The sequence below is a fragment of the Dyadobacter sp. AC419 genome (genome assembly GCF_979253085.1).
In genome coordinates, this window is the sequence record NZ_CEEDCD010000030.1 from 27,213 (window position 1) to 45,596 (window position 18,384).

Genomic DNA, 18,384 nt, shown 5'->3' on the forward strand with positions numbered 1-18,384 from the left:
CTAACGATTGTTTTCAAGGTTGTTTAATAACGCACGTATTTCATCTAATTCTTCTTTGGAGGTCGAGTGATTCCCCAGCGCTTGCATGACCATCTGCGCAGCCGACCCCTGAAAAGCAGTTTCAACCAACTTGCCCAACAAGTTTTGCTGCGTCTCTTCCTTCCCTAGCAATGCAACATAAATGTGCGACCGACCTTGCTCCGTTCGATACAATAGTCCCTTGTCATGCATGATCTGCATCAACTTCAATGTGGTCGTATAACCCACATCCTTGGTTGCAGACAAGGCATCATGAACGGCTCGCACGGTGCTGGGCCCGGCTTGCCACAGGTAATTTAAAATTTCTAATTCAGAATCCGTTGGCTTGATATACATGGCGGTAATTTGAGACGATAATCTTCGTATCAAATGTCTACGAAAAAAATCGTAGATGCAAGCCCTAACTACGATTTTTTTCGTAGTAGAATGTTAAAAGAAGTTAATATGCTGATTCAAAAGGATATAAAGCAAGAAAATCCGGCTGATAGCAGCCGGATTTTCTTCATAGGAACAGTGTATTTTCTAAACGTAAGTGTTTAGCATTACTGGCATAACGAGCATTAGAATGTCTTCATTCTCTTCCTGATCAACTGGAATAATCAAACCAGCACGGTTTGGAGCAGATAATTCGAATGTAATTGTCTTGCTGGAAAGGTTTCCTAACACTTCGATAAGGAACTTTGCATTGAAGCCAATTTCCATATCGTCACCATTGTATTCACACATCAAGCGCTCATTCGCTTCGTTGGAATAATCAAGATCTTCGGCAGAAATAACAAGGTCATTCAGCGACATTTTCAGGCGAACCTGGTGCGTTGTTCTGTTTGAGTAAATGGAAATACGTCTTAGCGAGCTAAGGATTTCCATATCTGTTAATGGTAAGCGTATTTTGGTTATTGGTCGGAATTGCATTCTCATAATCCGGGAAACGCTCGTCGATCAAACGGCAGATCATGCGGATATTTCCAAAGCTGAAAAACGCATTGCTGGAAGTGAATTCAGCCTTAACCGGCATATCCTCGGAAGGAAGACAGGATTTCAGCAAATTCAATGCTTTGCGCTGAATGATCATCGAAGTGTCCACCTCCGACTTAATATCAGTGCGGCGATATCTTACCAATCTGTGACCGTCTGTTGCTACGAAAGTTGCGTTTTCTGTTCCCATTTGAACAAAAACCCCTGTCATAGCAGGACGAAGGTCATCCGTGCTCGTTGCGAACAATGTATTAGCAATGGCCGCGCCTAAGGACGAAGAAGAAAAGTCAACAGACTGACCGCGATTAACGGCCGGAGTTTTCGGGAAATCAATTGGATTCTCACCTGAGAGCTTGTAACGACCATTATCAGAAATGATTTCTGTGCCGAATGTTTCGCTATTTACTTGCAATGTGATCGGCTGCTCAGGCAATCCACGAAGCGTGTCCAGCAATAATTTAGCCGGAATGGCAATGGCTCCTTTTTCAGAAGATTCAACCTCAATTTCAGTGATCATCACTGTTTGCAGGTCAGAAGCCGTTACGGTTAATGTATTTCCTTCCAATGACAAAAGGAAGTTCTCTAAAATCGGCACTATTGGGTTCGTTGAAACGACACCGTTTATAGCAGAAAGCTGTTTAAGTAGAACTGATGACGAAACGACAAACTTCATAATTCGTGACGTAAGTGTTTAGATGATAAATTTATAGAATAACAGATTTCGAAAAATCGTTTTGTAGGGGACAAAAGTATAAAAAATAACCGACGAAGCACCGTGCTTTAAGCGAATTTTCGGCTGCGGAGATAGTAACGTCAGTGCTCCGAAAATGCCAATCAAGATGATGGGAAGTAATAAATTAAGTGCCTGCCAAAACTTCTTATTCTCGCGGATCTGGATTTTGTCCAATGCCCGAATGTCAATTTGTTTGCTCCGCGCATTGATCAATCCATTTGCATCCGTCATGTAATCAAGCGCATGCATCACGAAGTCCTTATTTCCGAAGGTTTGCCTCGTAACCCGGTCATAACCTAACGGCAGGGGCGCATTCCTTTTATAATCATAATCGTTCACAATGATGTCTCCGTCTGAACAAATGATGACTTTGGCCGGACTCCCGGTGGATTTAAATTTTGCTGCTTTCGGGTCACCCGGTAAAATCCGGTTCGCGAAAAGAGAACTGAACGAGCCTTCTAAAAGAACGCCTGCCAATTTTACACCATTATTATAACTTGCCGGATCCGGATCTTTACGAGCCTCGTTATAACCCACAAGCACTGGGGCGTTCAGAATCTGCGTATTTCAGAGGTCATCAGCAGAGGCGTTTCCGAATGTTCTGAGCGCCGCCAACTGTGTTGATGGGCTCAGGAACCTTGTATAAACTGCATTGAGCATTTCTTGTAATGGTGTGTTTGCCGAAGTTCTTCAGCAACGGGAAAAAGCGCCAGGGCACGGGCCTGATATCCGGCTTGTCGCCCACATTGCCCACATTCATAAGGATTTCCGCGCTGCTTTTGAGGTCCTTAACTAGATTTGTATTCACCCTTGCACCCCATTTGAAAAAAAGGTCATTGAGATCCAGATCCAATGGCTGCGCATAACTCCCGTCCAGACTAACGCTGTCAACCGTCGCCGTCCACAAAAACAATGCATTGCCGCCACTCATTATGTATTGATCCAGCTTAAATTTTTCGTCGTCGGAAAAAGCACTGTCTGGTTTCAAAATCAGCAATGCGTCTAGTCCAGCGTCAGGATTCAGGATTGTTCATGTCCAGAAACACGTCGTAATTCTGCTGGATGGTTGCGATAAGGTCGCTCAGACGGGCGGGAGAAATTTTGGTATGGCTGACAACCAAACCCACTTTTTTGTGCTCCTGATTGCCTAGCAGGCGAATGGCAGATGCGATCTCGAATTCAACGCCTTCGTAAGATTGGTTGAGCTGCTCCTCAGGCGTGGCCGATCTGTTCCTTTTAAAAGCTGCACAGGAACCGAAAGCGTGTCTGCCTGAACGATCGCGCCTGGAAAAACGATCTTTTCCGTGCGCTTTCCGTCCTCATTATCAAATATGTTTGTTTGGAGTTAATCCTCTGTCAACGAGGTTCAGGAATTGTTTTTGCCGCTGCTCTTTCGCTCGTCGCCTCGGAAGGATCCGAATAGTTGACAATTAAATGTCCATTGGCGTAAGTTTTAAACTCTTCAAGCGTCTCGCGCGTAGCAGCTTTAGCAAGTCTTTCAAAGCCAGCCGGAAGGTCGCCGCTGAGATAAACATTGACGACAACATCCTTGTCCAAGTTGCCTAAAAGTGCCTTTGTCGCATCCGAAATGCTATAACGCTTGTCTTTCATCATCTAATCGAAAAAAGAATTGCGATGCGAGCCAGTTTACTCCGGCGAGCAAACCCAAAATTAAGACAAACCGGAGCGCTGAATTTTTCATTAAGGAAGATTATGTAAACAAAAAATGGACGATGCTGTGTCCAGTATTAACGTCCATTTTCTGCAAAAATATAAAAAACCAAAAATGAATTGGTGATTAATTATTTCAACACATCCTTAGATTGACAGGAATCGAGCGATTACAGCTGAATGTTTACTTGAATACGCAAGCGCTGTTGTCTGAATATTGATAATAGGACTTGTAATTTTTGGCCTTTGGATTCATGCAGCCTTTCAAATTGAGCAATTGAATGTTCCGGAAGTCGATAGGATGACTTTCGGCCTGCAATGCAATGTAACCGCTGCTTAACGGCGTGTTGTCTTTGCGAACCCATTCGTCTTCGCTGCCTACTTTTCGTCCTTAAATGTATGATTCTTGCCCACATATCCGCCGCCAATTTTTGGATTGGTGAATGTGAGCACCGTGTCGCCTTCAATCATGTGATAAACAATGGAGTCGCCTAGCACAATGGCCTCAGCACTAACCCATTGGTCGCCATTATAGGTTTTTGAGGTGGAATTAATGCAATGTGCCTCATCCACTTTTCCGTTTATCTCAACAATTGTTCCGGGCGTGCAGAGATTTCCGGTAGTTCTTTCGCCAGCATTCAAGCCACCTAAATACTGCATTTCCAAAGAGATAGGAAAATCCTGATCCAGACCTAAGCTTGCAGCAGACTGCGAATGCAGCATAATGCCGCTGTTCCTGACATTCCACGAAGCGCCACCGGGCACCTGAGTCCCTGTGAAGCGATATTGCAGTCTGATTTTATAATGAGAAAAGGACTTGTTGTAATACATATGCCCGTATTCGGTAGTGAACTTGTCGTACTCTTTGTAGTTCACCCGGATCATGTTGTCCTCGACAATGAAGGTGTTCTTATAATTATCATTCACCTTATGCCCCGCAATTTTAATGTCCCAGCCCGTAAGGTCTTTGCCATTGAATAAAGATTGCCATTCCTCCTTGTCAGCTGCTTTTTGGGCTTGGGATGTGAGAGAAAGGATAAGCAGGGTAGCTACGGATATCAGTTTTTTAAACATGTTGAGAGATTGAAGTTTGCTCTAATGTCAAAGCGGCAAAACATGTTAATCTAATTCTTTCGATTCAAATAAACGGCTAAACGTTACCGGCGAATAATTCCTTTCGCATTGTCGTAAATGCTAGAAGCACATATTAATAGTATTTTGGATCAATTACTTGAACTTAAATCAATTCTGAGCACATGAACCAAGAGATTATCCCGAAATCCTTACGGGCGGCATTCACTAAATTTTCGACATTGCAGAGCGACGAGGAGAAGAAAGAATTTTGGAAAGAAGTGGCCCGGAACAAAGATCAGTTTGCTCCGGGAACATTAGATATGGAAATTGAAAAAGGGCTGACTGCTTTGTCAGATCGGGTTGACGAGCTTTTGAAGAAGGTAAAACAACCCGCTTAACTATCGCCCCCGTCTCTTACTCTTAGGTTTCGGAGAAGACGAGCTTGAACTCGGTTTGCGGCTTCTGCCGGACGATCTAGATTCACGCGACTCACTCGACGATCTTGAACGTCTTTCCCGGTCGCCGAACCATTATTTCTGGAAGGGGAGGGAATCGTTCCAGCCAGATACAGATCCATGCTGCGGCGCGCGAGATTGGTTTCTTTCACTTTAACCTTAACCGTATCGCCAAACGTGTAAATCTTCTTGGTGCGCTGACCGATTAACCGGTAATTTTCTTTGTCCAACTCATAATAGTCATCACCCAGATCCGTCATGCGGATCAATCCTTCCGATGCGGTTTCTGTGATCTCAACAAACATTCCGAATTCAGTGACGCCGGTAACAATGCCATCAAATTCGCGGTCTTTGTCCATCATACTCATGTACTCAACCTGCTTGTATTTGATCGAAGCCCTTTCCGCTTCTGCCGCAAGTCGCTCTCTTTCAGACGAATGCTTGGACGCGTCTTCGTAGCTGTCTCTCGGAACCGAAGTGCCACCGTTCAGATAATGTTGCAACAACCGGTGCGCCATGACGTCCGGATAACGGCGGATAGGCGATGTAAAGTGGGAATAGCGCTGAAATGCGAGTCCGAAGTGGCCCAGATCTTCAACGCTGTAACGCGCTTTTGCCATTGTCCTCACGGCAAGTGACTCGATCAGGTTTTGCTCAGGCTTGCCTTCCACTTTTGAAAGCATGCTGTTCATGGATTTGGCAATCTTATTTTCCTCTTCCACTTCCAGCTTATAGCCGAGCTTGGCAACAAACGTCGCGAATGTTTGCAGACGATCCGTGTCCGGCGCTTCGTGAACGCGATACACCATTGTATTTTTATCTTCGCCTTTCGAAAGCGAATACACATATTCTGCCACCCGCTTATTAGCAAGAAGCATGAATTCTTCAATCAGTTTGTTGGAATCGTGGCGTTCTTTTGTGTAAATGCCAAGCGGTTTTCCTTTCTCGTCCAGTTTAAACCGAACTTCCGTTGTTTCAAAATTGATCGCACCACTTTTGAAGCGCTCTTTTCTCAGAATTTTTGCCAGCGTGTTCAATGTGTTCAGCTCGCGAACGTGATCGCCCTCGCCCGAATCCAGAACACCCTGCGCTTGTTCGTACGAAAACCGCCTGTCTGAGTGAATGATCGTCCTGCCAAACCATTCTTTAAGCACTTTTCCTTTCGGGCTCATTTCAAAAATCACCGAAAAAGAAAGCTTGTCTTCGTTCGGCCTTAGTCGAGCAAAGGTTGCTGGAAAGCTTTTCAGGAAGCATAGGAACCGTCCGGTCCACCAGATAAACTGATGTTGCACGACGGTAAGCCTCTTTTTCCAACTCCGTTCCCGGTAAAACATAATGTGAAACATCCGCAATGTGAATGCCCACTTCAACATTTCCTTCATCCAGATAACGCACAGAAAGCGCATCGTCAAAATCTTTCGCGTCCACCGGGTCAATCGTAAACGTCAGCACATCGCGAATGTCCTTGCGGTTTTTGATCTCTTTTCAGAATATCCGGGATCCGCTGCGCTTCTGCTTCCACGATTTCAGGAAAATGATATGGAAGACCAAATTCTGCTAAAATGGCGTGCATTTCAACATCATTGTCACCGGCTTTACCCAAAACCTGAACAATCTCACCTTCAGCCTGGCTTCTTCTTGTAGGCCATTGCGTAACTTTTACAATCACCTTATCACCATCCTGCGCTTCCTTAACCTCTTCCGGTTCAATGTAAATCAGGGTCAAAAAGCTTTTGTTATCAGGCTGAACGACCGCATAACGGGAAGTGATTTCAATGATCCCCACAATCTCCGCACTCGAACGCTCCACAATTTCAGCGACCCGTCCTTCAACACGGCTTTTTCCCGAGTCATTACGACCTGATCGTGAATTGCGGCTATTTTTTGTCAAAGGCTGCACCGTAACAATGTCTCCATCCCACGCGCCATTCAACATTTCGGACTCTATATAAATGTCGTCTTCGCGACCTTCAATGATCACAAATGCAAAGGATTTGTTCACACGGTCCACGCGGCCGGTCAGCCCTTTCTTCACCTCTTTATTCGGACCGGCAGAATAGCCGCCGTTTTGATGCACAAGCCTTCCTTCCTCTTCCAGCTCGTGAATAATTTCATTTATAAGCTGCTTAACCTTCTTATCCAGCACACCAAAATGGTCGTGGACATCGAAAGGCCGGAAAGTGTGTTCGCTGTTTGATCGAAAAAAGCCGCAATGTCAGCTTTCAGATTATCAATGTAGGAAACGATGTGATGGGGCGCTCTGGCCTCTTTCTTATCATTGCCTTTGTTAATTTTTATTTTTTTGTCTTTCATTTATTCTCTTATTAAATGCTTCCACAATTGTGAAAGCGGTTTGCCGCCGGAGTGTCGGACGCCGGAGCGCCGGGCGCCAGCCATTAGCTGAATGCTATTCAATTCTAACAATGTTTTCGGGCTGGACTACTTTAAAACAATGTAATCTCAGATAAAGCTGTGCCAGAACGACAACATCTTCTCTGCAATATCGGCAAATTTTGGCCAGATCATTTTCTTCGTAATAAACCTTGGTAACCTGGTCGCCGCTCATTTCGTTTTTGCTGCCCGGAATGTCAAAAACCGCTGCCAGCAAATCCAGCGAAGTGTAGCTTTTATAATCGCCAAATTTCCAAAGGTCCATCGTGTCCTGATGCAAAATTTCCCAGGGTTTTTTACCCGAAATCTGCAATGCTTTCGGGATTTCAATGCAATGGATCAGCATTCTGCGACATAGGAACGGGAAGTCAAATTCCTTGCCGTTATGCGCACACAAAATGAGCTGATCTGCCGGATATTTTTCTATTAATGCTTTGAATTGCAGGAGGATATCAACTTCATTGTCTCCTGAAAAGCTGCTGACCTTGAATGAAAGCTCATCTTTTTCATTCCAATAAAATGCACCAAATGCAATGCAAACGATCTTGCCGAATTCCGAGTAAATCGCGCCGCGGTCGTAGAAATAAGCAGCATTGGAAGTTTCGTCATCCCCTTTTCGGAAAGTCAGTGCTTTTTTGTCCCAAAGCTTTTGCATCCGCTCGGGAAGCTCGTCGTAGGAAGCAAATGAGGAAACGGTTTCAATGTCAAGCAACAAGAAGTTCTTGGCACGCCTTCTAAAATCTTCTGTCATAATGTGTGTTTTGTGTAAAAAATACTGCTATTCATGCACCACGCCTTCCAGCCCAAGCGGACTGATGGGAATGAGGTTATCTTCAATGATGCTGTCGGGCACGAAGATAAACTTTTTATCGTATATCTGATTTCCAATGAAATAGCTCACCCAAAATTCGTTGTTGAGATGAAAAACATCCGGCATGATCGGCTCCACAACCACGTGCTCACCAGCCTTTATTTCGGGGAAAAAATGTCTTAATGTAGAAGTCCGCTGCTCCGAGTTAGTCCCGGATTCGGTGTTACCATAACCTTTTGACGTTACAAATACATTGGTAATCAGCTCCTGATTTCTGTTGATCACGATCACGTTCCATTCGTCCGCGCCCGCCTCATTGATATTCCTTACAATCGCAACCTGTATGCCCTGAACCGGGTGAAATATGATATCTTTTTTCATTAATTCTAAAACTTACAGCTCCATTTGGAACAGTCCTGCTAAATGATTTTTTAATTTATCGGAAACTTCCTGCATATCCAATTCTCTTCCCAATTCCGCTGCCATGGAAGTAACCGCCTTATCCTCAATGCCGCACGGCACAATGTTTCCGAAGTAAGAAAGGTCCGTGTTGACATTCAAAGCAAAGCCATGCATCGTAACCCACCGGCTCGATTTCACGCCCAATGCACAAATTTTTCGTGGATTTTTTTGCTCTTCAAAATCAAACCAAACACCCGTCAAACCATTGATCCGACCTGCACTCAGTCCATAATCGGCCAATGTAAGAATAATCGCCTCCTCCAAAGTCCGCATATAACGGTGGATATCGGTAAAAAAATTGTCCAGATCAAAAATCGGGTAACCCACCAGCTGGCCCGGGCCGTGATAAGTAATGTCGCCGCCACGGTTGATCTTGTAATATTTGGCCTGTTTTTCCAAAAGTGCTTCGTCACTAAGAAGCAGATGATCCGCCTTACCACTTTTTCCAAGCGTATAAACGTGGGGATGCTGGCAAAAAAGCAAATAATTGGGAGTCAAAAGCTGTTCGTCCGCTGGAAGATCCCGGTTTGCAGTTTTAATTGAAATTGTCTCCGCAAAGATCTTCTCCTGATAATCCCAAGCCTCCTGATAATCAATCAGCCCCAAGTCTTCAAAATGGACGTTTTTATTGATGAGGGTATTCATTTAAAAAATTTGTGACCAAAATACTTTTTAACGTCTCAATGTAATATGCATCTAATATTAAACACACATTCACATACAAATTGTTCTTATGGCAGCACATAATGACCTCGGAAACTGGGGTGAAGATAAAGCAGCAGAGTTTCTGGCTGCGAAGGGATTTGATATTATCGAAAAAAATTACCGCAAAAGCCATTCGGAAATCGACCTGATCGTCAGGAAAGACAAAATGCTCATATTCGTCGAGGTTAAGACGCGCAGCAGCACATGTTTTGGGATGCCTGAGGAATTTGTGAATGTTACAAAGGCCCGGCTCATCATGCGGGCTGCCGAACATTACATTTTTGACAAAGACTGGATGTTTGATATCCGCTTTGACATTATTTCAATCCTGATATTACCGAATGGCAAGCCAGAGATTTACCACATTGAAGATGCCTTTTGTAAGTGAATGTTTGAGGCGCAAATTGAGTGATTTGCATAAATCAAATCCCAGAGGGATAAAATATCGGTAGAACAAAATATACCAACGATGTCCAAAATCCCGGAGGGATGCAACAGGTTGTAACATGCCTGCCGGCATTTGCATTTATTTCGTTTTTGACATTGCTACCAATATTGCATGCCTCTGGCATTGGCATGATGCATCGATTTTAAATTGTACGTCATTTGCGAAACTGGATGACTTGTGTAACGCCTTTGCTCCGATATAATCCCTAATGCTTTTCGAAAACCGTTTTCTATAATTCGGCGGACTCATTTATCATACCTTTTGCAGGTGAATGTTGTGGGCCACATCGAGTGATTTGCATAAAATCAAATCCCAGAGGGATAAAATATCGGTAGGATAGGAGACATTAACCGGGTCGAAATCCCGGAGGGATGCAACAGGTTGTAACATGCCTGCCGGCATTTTGCGTTTTTCGTTTTTGGAGAGGTTACCGATATTGCATGCCTCTGGCATTGACATGATGCATCGATTTTAGGTTTTACGTCATTTGTGAAACTGAATGACTTGTGTAATGCTTCTCAACTCTTCGCATGCAATGCCTTACATTCTCTAAATCCCTTTCTGAAAGCTTTTCCTGTAATTCAACGGGCTCATTTTCATGCGTCTTTTGAAGAGTTTGTAGAAATGAGAAACGTCGCCGAATCCGCTATCAAAGGAAATTTCGGAGACGGGCCGGTCTGTGGAAAGCAGCTGCTGCACGGCGAAATTGATGCGGTAATCGATCACCGTATCCAGGAAAGTTTTGTTAGTTACCCTTTTGAAATATTTACAAAAGGCATTGGGCGACATATTTACGACCGCCGAAACCTCATTCAGCACAATGTCATTTCGGAAATTGTCCACAATGTAGCCCAGCGCAGCATTAATGCGGTCTCGGTTGCTGCTTAGCTGCGTGGCAACCACTCCGTCCTGATCGAGCAGCACGAATTCTTTTGAAGCCGATAATTTTTCCAGAATATCCAGTAACAGCAGCATTTTCCGGAACGGATCCGTTTCCTGGGCAAGCGTTTTCATACTAGCCGCTATTTCAACTGCCGTTTGGCCTAGAAAATGAACGCCGTGTGCACTCACTTTCAACAGCGCACGAATGTTTGCCAATTCTGGTTTTTCAAAAAAATCAGCGCCGAGAAAATTTTTATCAAACTGAGCCACAATGGATTTGGCTTGTAAACCGGGCACTGTAAAACTTCCCGATTTCCAGGAATGAGGCAAATCCGATCCCAGCAGCACAAGATCACCGGTTTCAAAATCAGCCATATTTTTTCCAACATAGCGCTTCCCTTCGCCTTTGAGAATCAACGTAAGCTCAAATTCCGGGTGGAAGTGATAAGGAACATCAAACCGCTCCAAATTGAATGAATTGACAAGAAACGAGGCGTCCGCACCAGCGTTAATCGTCTCAAACAGTGCTCTCGATCATTGACTATTTTAATCGGAATATATTTCAGGCAACAATAATAGACAATATCCTCCACAAAATATCCATTATCAGCCTAGCCCTCAACGACGAAACCACCGAAATTTGGGGTTGATTATTCCTAAACTCTTCAAAATTTATGGCAACCTTAACTGCTCCTGACCTGGCTGGTTTTAAGGAAATTCCCAGCGCTGACATTGAAAGCTTCCGAGAAAACGGCCACATATTAATTAAAGGCGTGCTCAATAACTCGGAAATTCCGCATTATCGGGAGGTTATCAACAAAGCAGCTGTGGAATTCAACACTGAAAAACGCAAGCTCGAAGATCGCGACACGTATGGAAAGGCTTTTTTGCAGATTACAAATCTCTGGGAAGTCGATGAAAATGTGAAAGCATATTCTTTGGCCAAGCGTTTTGGTAAAATCGCTGCGGACTTGCTGGGAGCAGACAATGTCAGAATTTACCACGACCAGGCTCTGTACAAGGAGCCTGGCGGTGGATTTACGCCGTGGCACCAGGACCAATATTACTGGCCGATCGACACCAGCAACACGATTACAATGTGGATGCCGCTGATAGACATTGATGTGGATATGGGCATGTTAACATTCGCTTCGGGTTCACATCAGGCCGGATTTGTGGAAAATGTTCCGATCTCGGATGAATCGGAAGCCATGCTGGAAAAATTTATCCAGGATAAAGGATTTAAAATTAGTCGTGCACAAACGATGAACGCAGGAGATGCCACCTGGCATTATGGCTGGACGCTGCATTCAGCACCAGGAAATAAATCCGCAGAAACCATGCGGGAGGTGATGACGGTCATTTTTATAGCCGACGGCGCCAAAGTTACCGAACCCAAAAATAAGCACCAGGAAGCCGATCGCCAGCGTTGGATGTGCGGCCAGTCAGCGGGAAGCACATTAAATTCTCCCCTTAATCCCTTGATCCTCTGATTTTTTAAAGGTAACTTCTTGGCCGATTCTCTTTCTAGGGGAAAACTGCATTTGACTACATTATAACCATTCATGAGTAGCAGGATTTTAATAATCGTGAGCGCATTGGCGGTGATTTTGGTTTCCCTGACGTGGTCTTCGGGTTGGTTTGGGAAAAAAGTGGACTACAACACCGAGGTCAAGCCTATTCTGAATAAACATTGCATGGGCTGTCATGGCGGCGTAAAAAAGGCTGGCGACGTCAGCTTTTTGTTTGAACATGAAATGCTTGAACCGGGCAAATCAGGGAAAATTCCGGTGGTAAGAGGAGATGCGGACGCTAGTGAAATGATCAAACGCATTTTGAGTGACGATCCGGAAGAGCGCATGCCTAAAAATGGGACACCGCTGAATGATAATGAAATTGGGACACTCAAAAAATGGATTGATGAAGGTGCAAATTGGGAAAAACATTGGTCCTACAAACGCATTGAAAGACCCGAAGTCCCATCATTAAATAGCATTACGAATCTTTTCGGACTTCTTGAAACGGGAGATAAAAAATGGGCTAAAAATGAAATTGACCATTTTGTCCTGAAAAAGTTAAAAGAGGAAAATCTCGCTGCCTCGCCCGAGGCGGATCGTGCTACATTGATCAGAAGAGTCAGTCTGGACCTCACCGGTCTCCCACCGACAGAAAAACAAGTTGAAGATTTCAAGAACGACAAATCAGAAAACGCTTACGAAAAGGTCGTCGATAAGCTGCTCCAATCTCCCGCTTACGGAGAAAAATGGACTTCGATGTGGATGGATCTTGCGCGTTATGCTGATACAAAAGGTTATGAAAGCGATGGCGGTCGCACCATGTGGCGTTATCGTGATTATGTTGTGAAGTCATTCAATGAGGATAAGCCATTTGACCAGTTCACCATTGAACAATTGGCTGGCGATTTGCTCCCAGGCCGGAATGATGGATTTCCAGATCAGAAAAATCTGATAGCAACTGGTTTTCACCGCAATACGATGACAAATAATGAGGGTGGAACAGACGACGAAGAGTTTCGTACCGCGGCTCAGATTGATCGGGTGAACACAACCTGGGAAGTTTGGCAGGGAACAACATTCGCTTGCATTCAATGTCACAGCCATCCTTACGACCCCATTCCGCATGAAGATTACTATAAATACATGGCGTTTTTTAACAATGCACGGGATGAGGACGTCTGGGACGAATGGCCAAAGTTGAGATTTTATAAAGGTGAAGATTCTGCGCGGGTGGAGCGTGTAAAGGATTGGATTAAGCAATATAATCCCGATCAAGTGCCGGAAGTGATGCAATTTATGCGGGTTATAGAGCCGAAAATCAATGCGCATAATTTTGTGAAAGGCGACCAGTCGACGGTCTTGCTGATTTCTTATTATGGTGTTAAAGACAAGGGAAATGCTAAGATTTCTCAGGTTAATCTGACCAATGCGGGCAGCGTTGTAATGAATGTGTCGACAAAAGCGGAAAATGCGACATTGAAATTACATCTCGACAAACTGGACGGACCCATTATTTCAAGCATTAATGTTCCTGTTCGCGACTCTGTCATCATTGCGCCTATAACACCCGTTTCGGGGAAACACGACGTTTTTCTTTCCTTAACCAGTCCGACAAAGCCGGAAGAATGGGTGCGCATAACATGGGTTTCGTTTCAAAAGGCATTGCCCGGAGCGGACCAGGAAGGTTACAAGAATGTGGTTGCAGATTATGCAACTGCGTTAACCCATTCGACAGAAAGCATGCCGATCATTTGGGAAGGAAAGGATGACTTTGCCCGAAAAACCAATGTTTTTGTAAGAGGAAACTGGATGGTTAAGGGTGCAGAAGTGAAGCCGGATGTGCCAAAATTGCTTGCAGGCATGCCCAAAGAATATCCGAAAAACAGGCTTGGATTGGCAAAATGGATTGTAAGCCGGGAAAATGCGCTGACTGGCCGGGTGATCGTAAACCGTTTTTGGGAGCAGCTTTTTGGCAGAGGAATTGTTGAAACCGTTGAAGATTTCGGTTCGCAGGGAAGCGAGCCTTCGCATCCGGAACTCCTTGATTGGCTGGCCGTTGAATTCATGGAAAAAGATGAGTGGAGCGTGAAAAAGCTTTTGAAAACCATGGTTATGTCGGCAACTTACCGGCAAAGCTCACGATCGGATAAAGAGAAAATTGAGAAAGACCCTTATAATGTCTGGATTTCAAGAGGGCCGCGCGTGCGGCTGAGTGCAGAACAGGTTCGGGATCAGGCATTGGCGTGCAGCGGATTGATTTCTGATAAAATGTATGGGCCAAGTGTAATGCCGCCGCAGCCGGACAAAATCTGGCAATCGCCTTACAGCGGAGAAAGTTGGGTGGTAAGCGAAGGCGAGGACCGTTATCGTCGCGGGGTTTACACTTATTGGAAAAGAACGGCTCCATATCCTTCAATGACCACATTTGATGCGCCTAGCCGGGAATTTTGTCAGTCCAGGAGAATTTTGACCAACACACCTTTGCAGGCTTTGGTCACGTTAAATGATCCGGTTTATCTCGAAGCTGCGGAAAAACTGGCGTCTAAGATGAAACAAAGAGGAAAAACGCCTGAGCAGCAATTGCGGGAGGGTTATAAGCTGCTGACATTCCAGCCGATTGAACAAAAAAGTCTGAATGTGCTGGTTAAAATTTACAACGAGGCACTAACAACTTACAAAAACAAGCCATCGGAAGTGGACAGCATTCTGGTTTATGGCAAAGAAAAATCGCCCGAACTCGCTGCACTGACAATTTCAGCCAATGTGCTGCTGAATCTAGACAATGTTGTAACAAAAGAATAAATCCTTGCCCGGGCCTCAGCCCGGGGTAAATATAAAGATGAAGACACTATTAGAAGAACTGCAATATGCTGATTTGCATCGCCAGACCCGGCGCCATTTCCTGCAATCCGCCGGATTTGGATTGGGAGCATTGGGGCTTGGCTCTTTGCTGAGTTCTTGTGGAAGTTCATCCAGCAACACCGCCGCCGCACCGCAAGCCGCTGCTGCGCGCATTCCGCAATTTGCGCCAAAAGCCAAGCGCGTGATTTACATTCACATGGCCGGCGCGCCGTCTCAGCTCGAACTGTTTGATTATAAGCCTGAACTGGAAAAATATCACGGCAAAGATTGTCCTGCCGAGTTTCTGGAAGGGAAGAAATTTGCCTTTATCCAGGGTGTTCCCAAAATGCTGGGACCGCAAGGGAAATTTAACCAATATGGACAATCCGGCGCATGGATGTCTGACTATGTTCCTTATTTGCAGACTGTTGCGGATGAGATTACATTTCTTAAAGCCATGCATACGGACCAGTTTAACCACGCACCTGCGCAATTGCTCCTGCACACGGGAAGTGCACGATTGGGCAGGCCGAGCCTCGGTGCCTGGGCGGTGTACGGACTGGGTTCTGAAAACCAGAATCTGCCCGGATTTATCGTGCTTGCATCGGGAGGAAGACAGCCTGATGCGGGCAAAAGTGTTTACGGTTCTGGTTTCCTACCATCTGTTTATCAGGGAGTTCAGTGTCGCACAGGCGGCGATCCAGTGTTATATGTGACCGATCCCAATGGCATGAACCGAAATATGCGCAAGCAAACCATTGAAGCCATCAATGAGATCAATAAACAGACTTACGAAGACGTTCAGGACCCGGAAATCCTGACGCGGATTAGTCAGTATGAAATGGCCTTTCGCATGCAAATGTCTGTGCCTGAAGTGATGGACGTTTCCAAAGAGCCGCAGTTTATTCTTGATATGTATGGCGTGAAGGCCGGTGAAGGCACTTTTGCGATGAACTGTCTGCTAGCCAGAAAGTTAATTGAAAACGATGTGCGTTTTGTGCAGCTTTTCGATTGGGGCTGGGACGGTCACGGCACGTCTGCGGGCGATAATGTCGAAGGCGGATTGAGAAATAAATGTCAGCTTTCGGACAAACCGATTGCTGCGCTGATTCAGGATCTGAAAATGCGCGGACTTTTGGAAGAAACATTGATTGTCTGGGGCGCGGAGTTTGGCAGGACGCCTATGCAGGAAAACCGGAATGGATTGGTTATGCCTTATATGGGTAGGGATCACCATTTGGATGCTTACACGATGTGGATGGCTGGCGGCGGCGTTAAGCAGGGTTACACCCATGGCGAAACCGACGAATTGGGTTACTATGGCGTCAAAGATCGCGTGCATGTCCATGATTTACAGGCCACTATTCTACATTTGATGGGCTTTGATCATGAAAAATTTACCTATCCTTTTCAGGGAAGAAATTTCAGGTTAACAGACACAGAAGGCAAGGTTATCAAGCAAGTTATCGCTTAAAATTAGAGTTCAATTTACATAAACGCGCCTTCATGGAGCAGGATAAGATTTCAGCATTCCGGATGCAGTTAAAACCGGGCAACGAGACAGAATACAAAAAACGCCACGATGAAATATGGCCGGAACTGGCTGAATTGCTCAAAAATGCGGGCATTAAGGAGTATTATATTTTTCTGGATGAGGTCACATTGGCTCTTTTTGCATTCCAAAAAATCGGAAGCAATGATCAGACCGCAGGCCTTGCGTCTTTACCAATCATGAAAAAATGGTGGGATTATATGGCTGATCTGATGGAGGTTAATGATGATAATTCGCCAAAAACAGTCGCTTGCCCGGAGGTTTTCCGATTATAATTTAGTTCAAATCCTTAACCCTCCATGCTGCAAATCCTTTTACAGGCGTCGTCCTGGGCTCTTTTTATTGGAAGGTTTCATCCGGTGCTGGTGCATTTGCCCATCGGATTTTTGCTGGTTGCGGCACTGCTCGAAATCGGTCGCCGCACGGGAAAGGTTGCAGTTAGTGAATCCACAATTTCTTTTATTCTGTTTTGGTCTGCGGTAAGTGCCACCATTGCTTGCATTGCGGGTTATTTGCTGTCGCTAGGCGGCGGTTATGACGCAGAACTGCTGAGCGATCATATGTGGCAGGGCATAGGCGTGGCAGTGTTTGCCTGGATTGCGTGGCTCGTAAAATCCGATCGTTTTCAGAAAATAATTCCTTTCAGTGCGATGATATATGTGCCTGCATTTAGCATTGCAACCATATTATTGCTGTCAGCCGGGCATCACGGCGGCTCGCTGACGCATGGCGAAGATTATTTGACCCAATATACACCCGAACCATTCCGAAGCCTCGCTGGAATGTCGCCCGCGCAAGAGACAGTTACAGAAATAAAACCGCTCGCTGATGTCAATAATGCATTGGTTTACAAAGATGTTGTGCAACCGATCTTACAAATGCGTTGCGTGCAATGTCATAATGAAAGCAAGCAAAAAGGCGATTTGCGCATGGATCAGCTTGCATTGTTGATAAAAGGCGGTGAAGGCGGACCTGCATTTGTAGCCGGAAAAAGCGCGGAAAGCGATATGCTCAAACGCTGCCTTCTTCCTGAAAATGACGACGATCACATGCCCCCAAAAGGCAAACCACAGTTAACGCCGGATCAGATTACATTGCTTTCCTGGTGGATCGACCAGGGAGCGCCTGCCGATAAAAAAGTCTCGGAACTCACTGTTTCTGAGCAGGTAAAACCCGCTCTGGCAGCATTAGGGACGACTTTCGGAGGAAATGCAGTGGCAAAAATTAATGTATCAGCCATTCAAAACATAAAAGTGCCTGCTGCCAACGAAAAGGATCTGGATGCTTTAAGAAAGGCCGGCTTGATCGTAAATGCTTTGGCACAAGATCAAAACCTGCTGGAAGTGAGCGCAGTAAATGCACCCAACTTTGCGGATAAGGATATGGCCTTGCTTGCGCCCGTTGCACAGCAAATTGCCTGGCTCAAACTCGGCGACACCAAAATAACGGACGCCGCATTGAAAGAAATGCCCAAGTTTAAGAATCTGAACAAGCTGCATTTGGAGCATACAAATGTCTCGGATGCGGGCATTGCAAATCTCAAAAACCTGCCTTTATTGGAATACATTAATCTGGTGGATACGAAAGTCGGTGATACGGGTTTGAAAGAAGTGGCCACATTTAAGCGGCTTCGCTCTGTTTACGTTTGGCAGTCGGCAGTAACGGATACGGCTGTGCGTGAAGTGATTAAGAAATATCCTCAATTAATGGTTGTAAATGGTTTTGATAAAGAAGCTGTTGCTGAATTTTTGAAAGCGGGTGATTCTACGGCGATTAATGCAAAATCAAAGGTGCCATAATTGCCGTGTTGCAAAGTAAATTTTTTTAA

The 18,384-nt window shown here is 45.1% G+C and carries 20 protein-coding genes and 2 pseudogenes; 7 read left to right on the top strand and 15 right to left on the bottom strand.

The window, feature by feature from the left end; all coding sequences use genetic code 11:
- The 6 genes and pseudogenes from AC0IYG_RS29520 to AC0IYG_RS29545 all read right to left on the bottom strand — a co-directional run bounded on the left by AC0IYG_RS29520 (position 1) and on the right by AC0IYG_RS29545 (position 4,492).
- Complete coding sequence (locus AC0IYG_RS29520) at positions 1 to 375, bottom strand: BlaI/MecI/CopY family transcriptional regulator (RefSeq protein ID WP_471714633.1); 375 nt, start codon at positions 373 to 375, stop codon at positions 1 to 3.
- A gap of 186 nt (positions 376 to 561) precedes the next feature.
- Positions 562 to 1,687 (bottom strand): annotated as a pseudogene (gene dnaN / locus AC0IYG_RS29525) (DNA polymerase III subunit beta).
- 18 nt (positions 1,688 to 1,705) lie between these two features.
- Positions 1,706 to 2,284: a Gldg family protein gene (locus AC0IYG_RS29530; RefSeq protein ID WP_471714634.1), complete on the bottom strand. Its 579-nt coding sequence runs from the start codon at positions 2,282 to 2,284 to the stop codon at positions 1,706 to 1,708.
- A 40-nt stretch (positions 2,285 to 2,324) separates the two neighbouring features.
- Positions 2,325 to 2,735, bottom strand: a complete 411-nt coding sequence (locus AC0IYG_RS29535) for a Gldg family protein (RefSeq protein ID WP_471714635.1) — start codon at positions 2,733 to 2,735, stop codon at positions 2,325 to 2,327.
- A gap of 368 nt (positions 2,736 to 3,103) precedes the next feature.
- Complete coding sequence (locus AC0IYG_RS29540) at positions 3,104 to 3,361, bottom strand: DUF7088 domain-containing protein (RefSeq protein WP_471714636.1); 258 nt, start codon at positions 3,359 to 3,361, stop codon at positions 3,104 to 3,106.
- A gap of 241 nt (positions 3,362 to 3,602) precedes the next feature.
- A pseudogene (locus AC0IYG_RS29545) lies at positions 3,603 to 4,492 on the bottom strand (3-keto-disaccharide hydrolase).
- Positions 4,493 to 4,674: 182 nt separating this feature from the next.
- Here AC0IYG_RS29545 and AC0IYG_RS29550 point away from each other — a divergent pair.
- Positions 4,675 to 4,890: a hypothetical protein gene (locus AC0IYG_RS29550; RefSeq protein ID WP_471714637.1), complete on the top strand. Its 216-nt coding sequence runs from the start codon at positions 4,675 to 4,677 to the stop codon at positions 4,888 to 4,890.
- Here the strand turns inward: AC0IYG_RS29550 and AC0IYG_RS29555 are convergent.
- The 7 genes from AC0IYG_RS29555 to lipB all read right to left on the bottom strand — a co-directional run bounded on the left by AC0IYG_RS29555 (position 4,887) and on the right by lipB (position 9,256).
- Positions 4,887 to 6,119, bottom strand: coding sequence for a ribonuclease R family protein (locus AC0IYG_RS29555; protein WP_471714638.1), 1,233 nt, complete (start codon positions 6,117 to 6,119; stop codon positions 4,887 to 4,889). The two genes, AC0IYG_RS29550 and AC0IYG_RS29555, sit on opposite strands and share 4 nt — an antisense overlap.
- A gap of 1 nt (position 6,120) precedes the next feature.
- Positions 6,121 to 6,399, bottom strand: a complete 279-nt coding sequence (locus tag AC0IYG_RS29560) for an RNB domain-containing ribonuclease (protein ID WP_471714639.1) — start codon at positions 6,397 to 6,399, stop codon at positions 6,121 to 6,123.
- Positions 6,380 to 7,093: a hypothetical protein gene (locus AC0IYG_RS29565; RefSeq protein ID WP_471714640.1), complete on the bottom strand. Its 714-nt coding sequence runs from the start codon at positions 7,091 to 7,093 to the stop codon at positions 6,380 to 6,382. The genes AC0IYG_RS29560 and AC0IYG_RS29565 overlap by 20 nt, the downstream gene beginning before the upstream one ends.
- The gene (locus tag AC0IYG_RS29570; RefSeq protein WP_471714641.1) at positions 7,063 to 7,260 is read right to left on the bottom strand and encodes a hypothetical protein; all 198 of its coding nucleotides are present in this window, start codon (positions 7,258 to 7,260) and stop codon (positions 7,063 to 7,065) included. Before AC0IYG_RS29570 ends, AC0IYG_RS29565 begins: the two co-directional genes overlap by 31 nt.
- 94 nt (positions 7,261 to 7,354) lie before the next feature.
- Complete coding sequence (locus tag AC0IYG_RS29575) at positions 7,355 to 8,089, bottom strand: 3'-5' exonuclease (RefSeq protein WP_471714642.1); 735 nt, start codon at positions 8,087 to 8,089, stop codon at positions 7,355 to 7,357.
- Between the two features lie 27 nt (positions 8,090 to 8,116).
- Entirely contained in the window at positions 8,117 to 8,530 is a 414-nt protein-coding gene (locus tag AC0IYG_RS29580) for a hypothetical protein (RefSeq protein WP_471714643.1), read from the bottom strand.
- A 12-nt stretch (positions 8,531 to 8,542) separates the two neighbouring features.
- Positions 8,543 to 9,256 carry a lipoyl(octanoyl) transferase LipB gene (lipB, locus tag AC0IYG_RS29585; protein WP_471714644.1) on the bottom strand — a complete coding sequence of 238 codons (714 nt, stop codon included), beginning with the start codon at positions 9,254 to 9,256 and terminating at the stop codon, positions 8,543 to 8,545.
- Between the two features lie 88 nt (positions 9,257 to 9,344).
- Between lipB and AC0IYG_RS29590 the strand changes: the two genes are divergently transcribed.
- Positions 9,345 to 9,704, top strand: coding sequence for a YraN family protein (locus AC0IYG_RS29590; RefSeq protein ID WP_471714645.1), 360 nt, complete (start codon positions 9,345 to 9,347; stop codon positions 9,702 to 9,704).
- A 312-nt stretch (positions 9,705 to 10,016) separates the two neighbouring features.
- Here the strand turns inward: AC0IYG_RS29590 and AC0IYG_RS29595 are convergent, their stop codons facing one another.
- Together AC0IYG_RS29595 and AC0IYG_RS29600 are read right to left on the bottom strand one after the other, a co-directional pair.
- Entirely contained in the window at positions 10,017 to 10,223 is a 207-nt protein-coding gene (locus AC0IYG_RS29595; protein WP_471714646.1) for a hypothetical protein, read from the bottom strand.
- Between the two features lie 90 nt (positions 10,224 to 10,313).
- Positions 10,314 to 11,114, bottom strand: a complete 801-nt coding sequence (locus tag AC0IYG_RS29600) for an AraC family transcriptional regulator (protein WP_471714647.1) — start codon at positions 11,112 to 11,114, stop codon at positions 10,314 to 10,316.
- A gap of 206 nt (positions 11,115 to 11,320) precedes the next feature.
- Between AC0IYG_RS29600 and AC0IYG_RS29605 the strand changes: the two genes are divergently transcribed.
- The 5 genes from AC0IYG_RS29605 (at position 11,321) to AC0IYG_RS29625 (ending at position 18,355) form a co-directional block, all read left to right on the top strand.
- Complete coding sequence (locus tag AC0IYG_RS29605) at positions 11,321 to 12,139, top strand: phytanoyl-CoA dioxygenase family protein (RefSeq protein ID WP_471714648.1); 819 nt, start codon at positions 11,321 to 11,323, stop codon at positions 12,137 to 12,139.
- A gap of 72 nt (positions 12,140 to 12,211) precedes the next feature.
- A complete protein-coding gene (locus tag AC0IYG_RS29610) occupies positions 12,212 to 14,965 on the top strand; it encodes a DUF1553 domain-containing protein (RefSeq protein WP_471714649.1) in 2,754 nt (917 codons plus the stop codon).
- Between the two features lie 37 nt (positions 14,966 to 15,002).
- On the top strand, positions 15,003 to 16,478 hold the full coding sequence (locus AC0IYG_RS29615; protein WP_471714650.1) for a DUF1501 domain-containing protein: 1,476 nt from the start codon (positions 15,003 to 15,005) through the stop codon (positions 16,476 to 16,478).
- Between the two features lie 32 nt (positions 16,479 to 16,510).
- Entirely contained in the window at positions 16,511 to 16,831 is a 321-nt protein-coding gene (gene rhaM / locus AC0IYG_RS29620) for an L-rhamnose mutarotase (protein ID WP_471714651.1), read from the top strand.
- 24 nt (positions 16,832 to 16,855) lie between these two features.
- Complete coding sequence (locus tag AC0IYG_RS29625; RefSeq protein WP_471714652.1) at positions 16,856 to 18,355, top strand: c-type cytochrome domain-containing protein; 1,500 nt, start codon at positions 16,856 to 16,858, stop codon at positions 18,353 to 18,355.
- Positions 18,356 to 18,384: the final 29 nt, after the last annotated feature.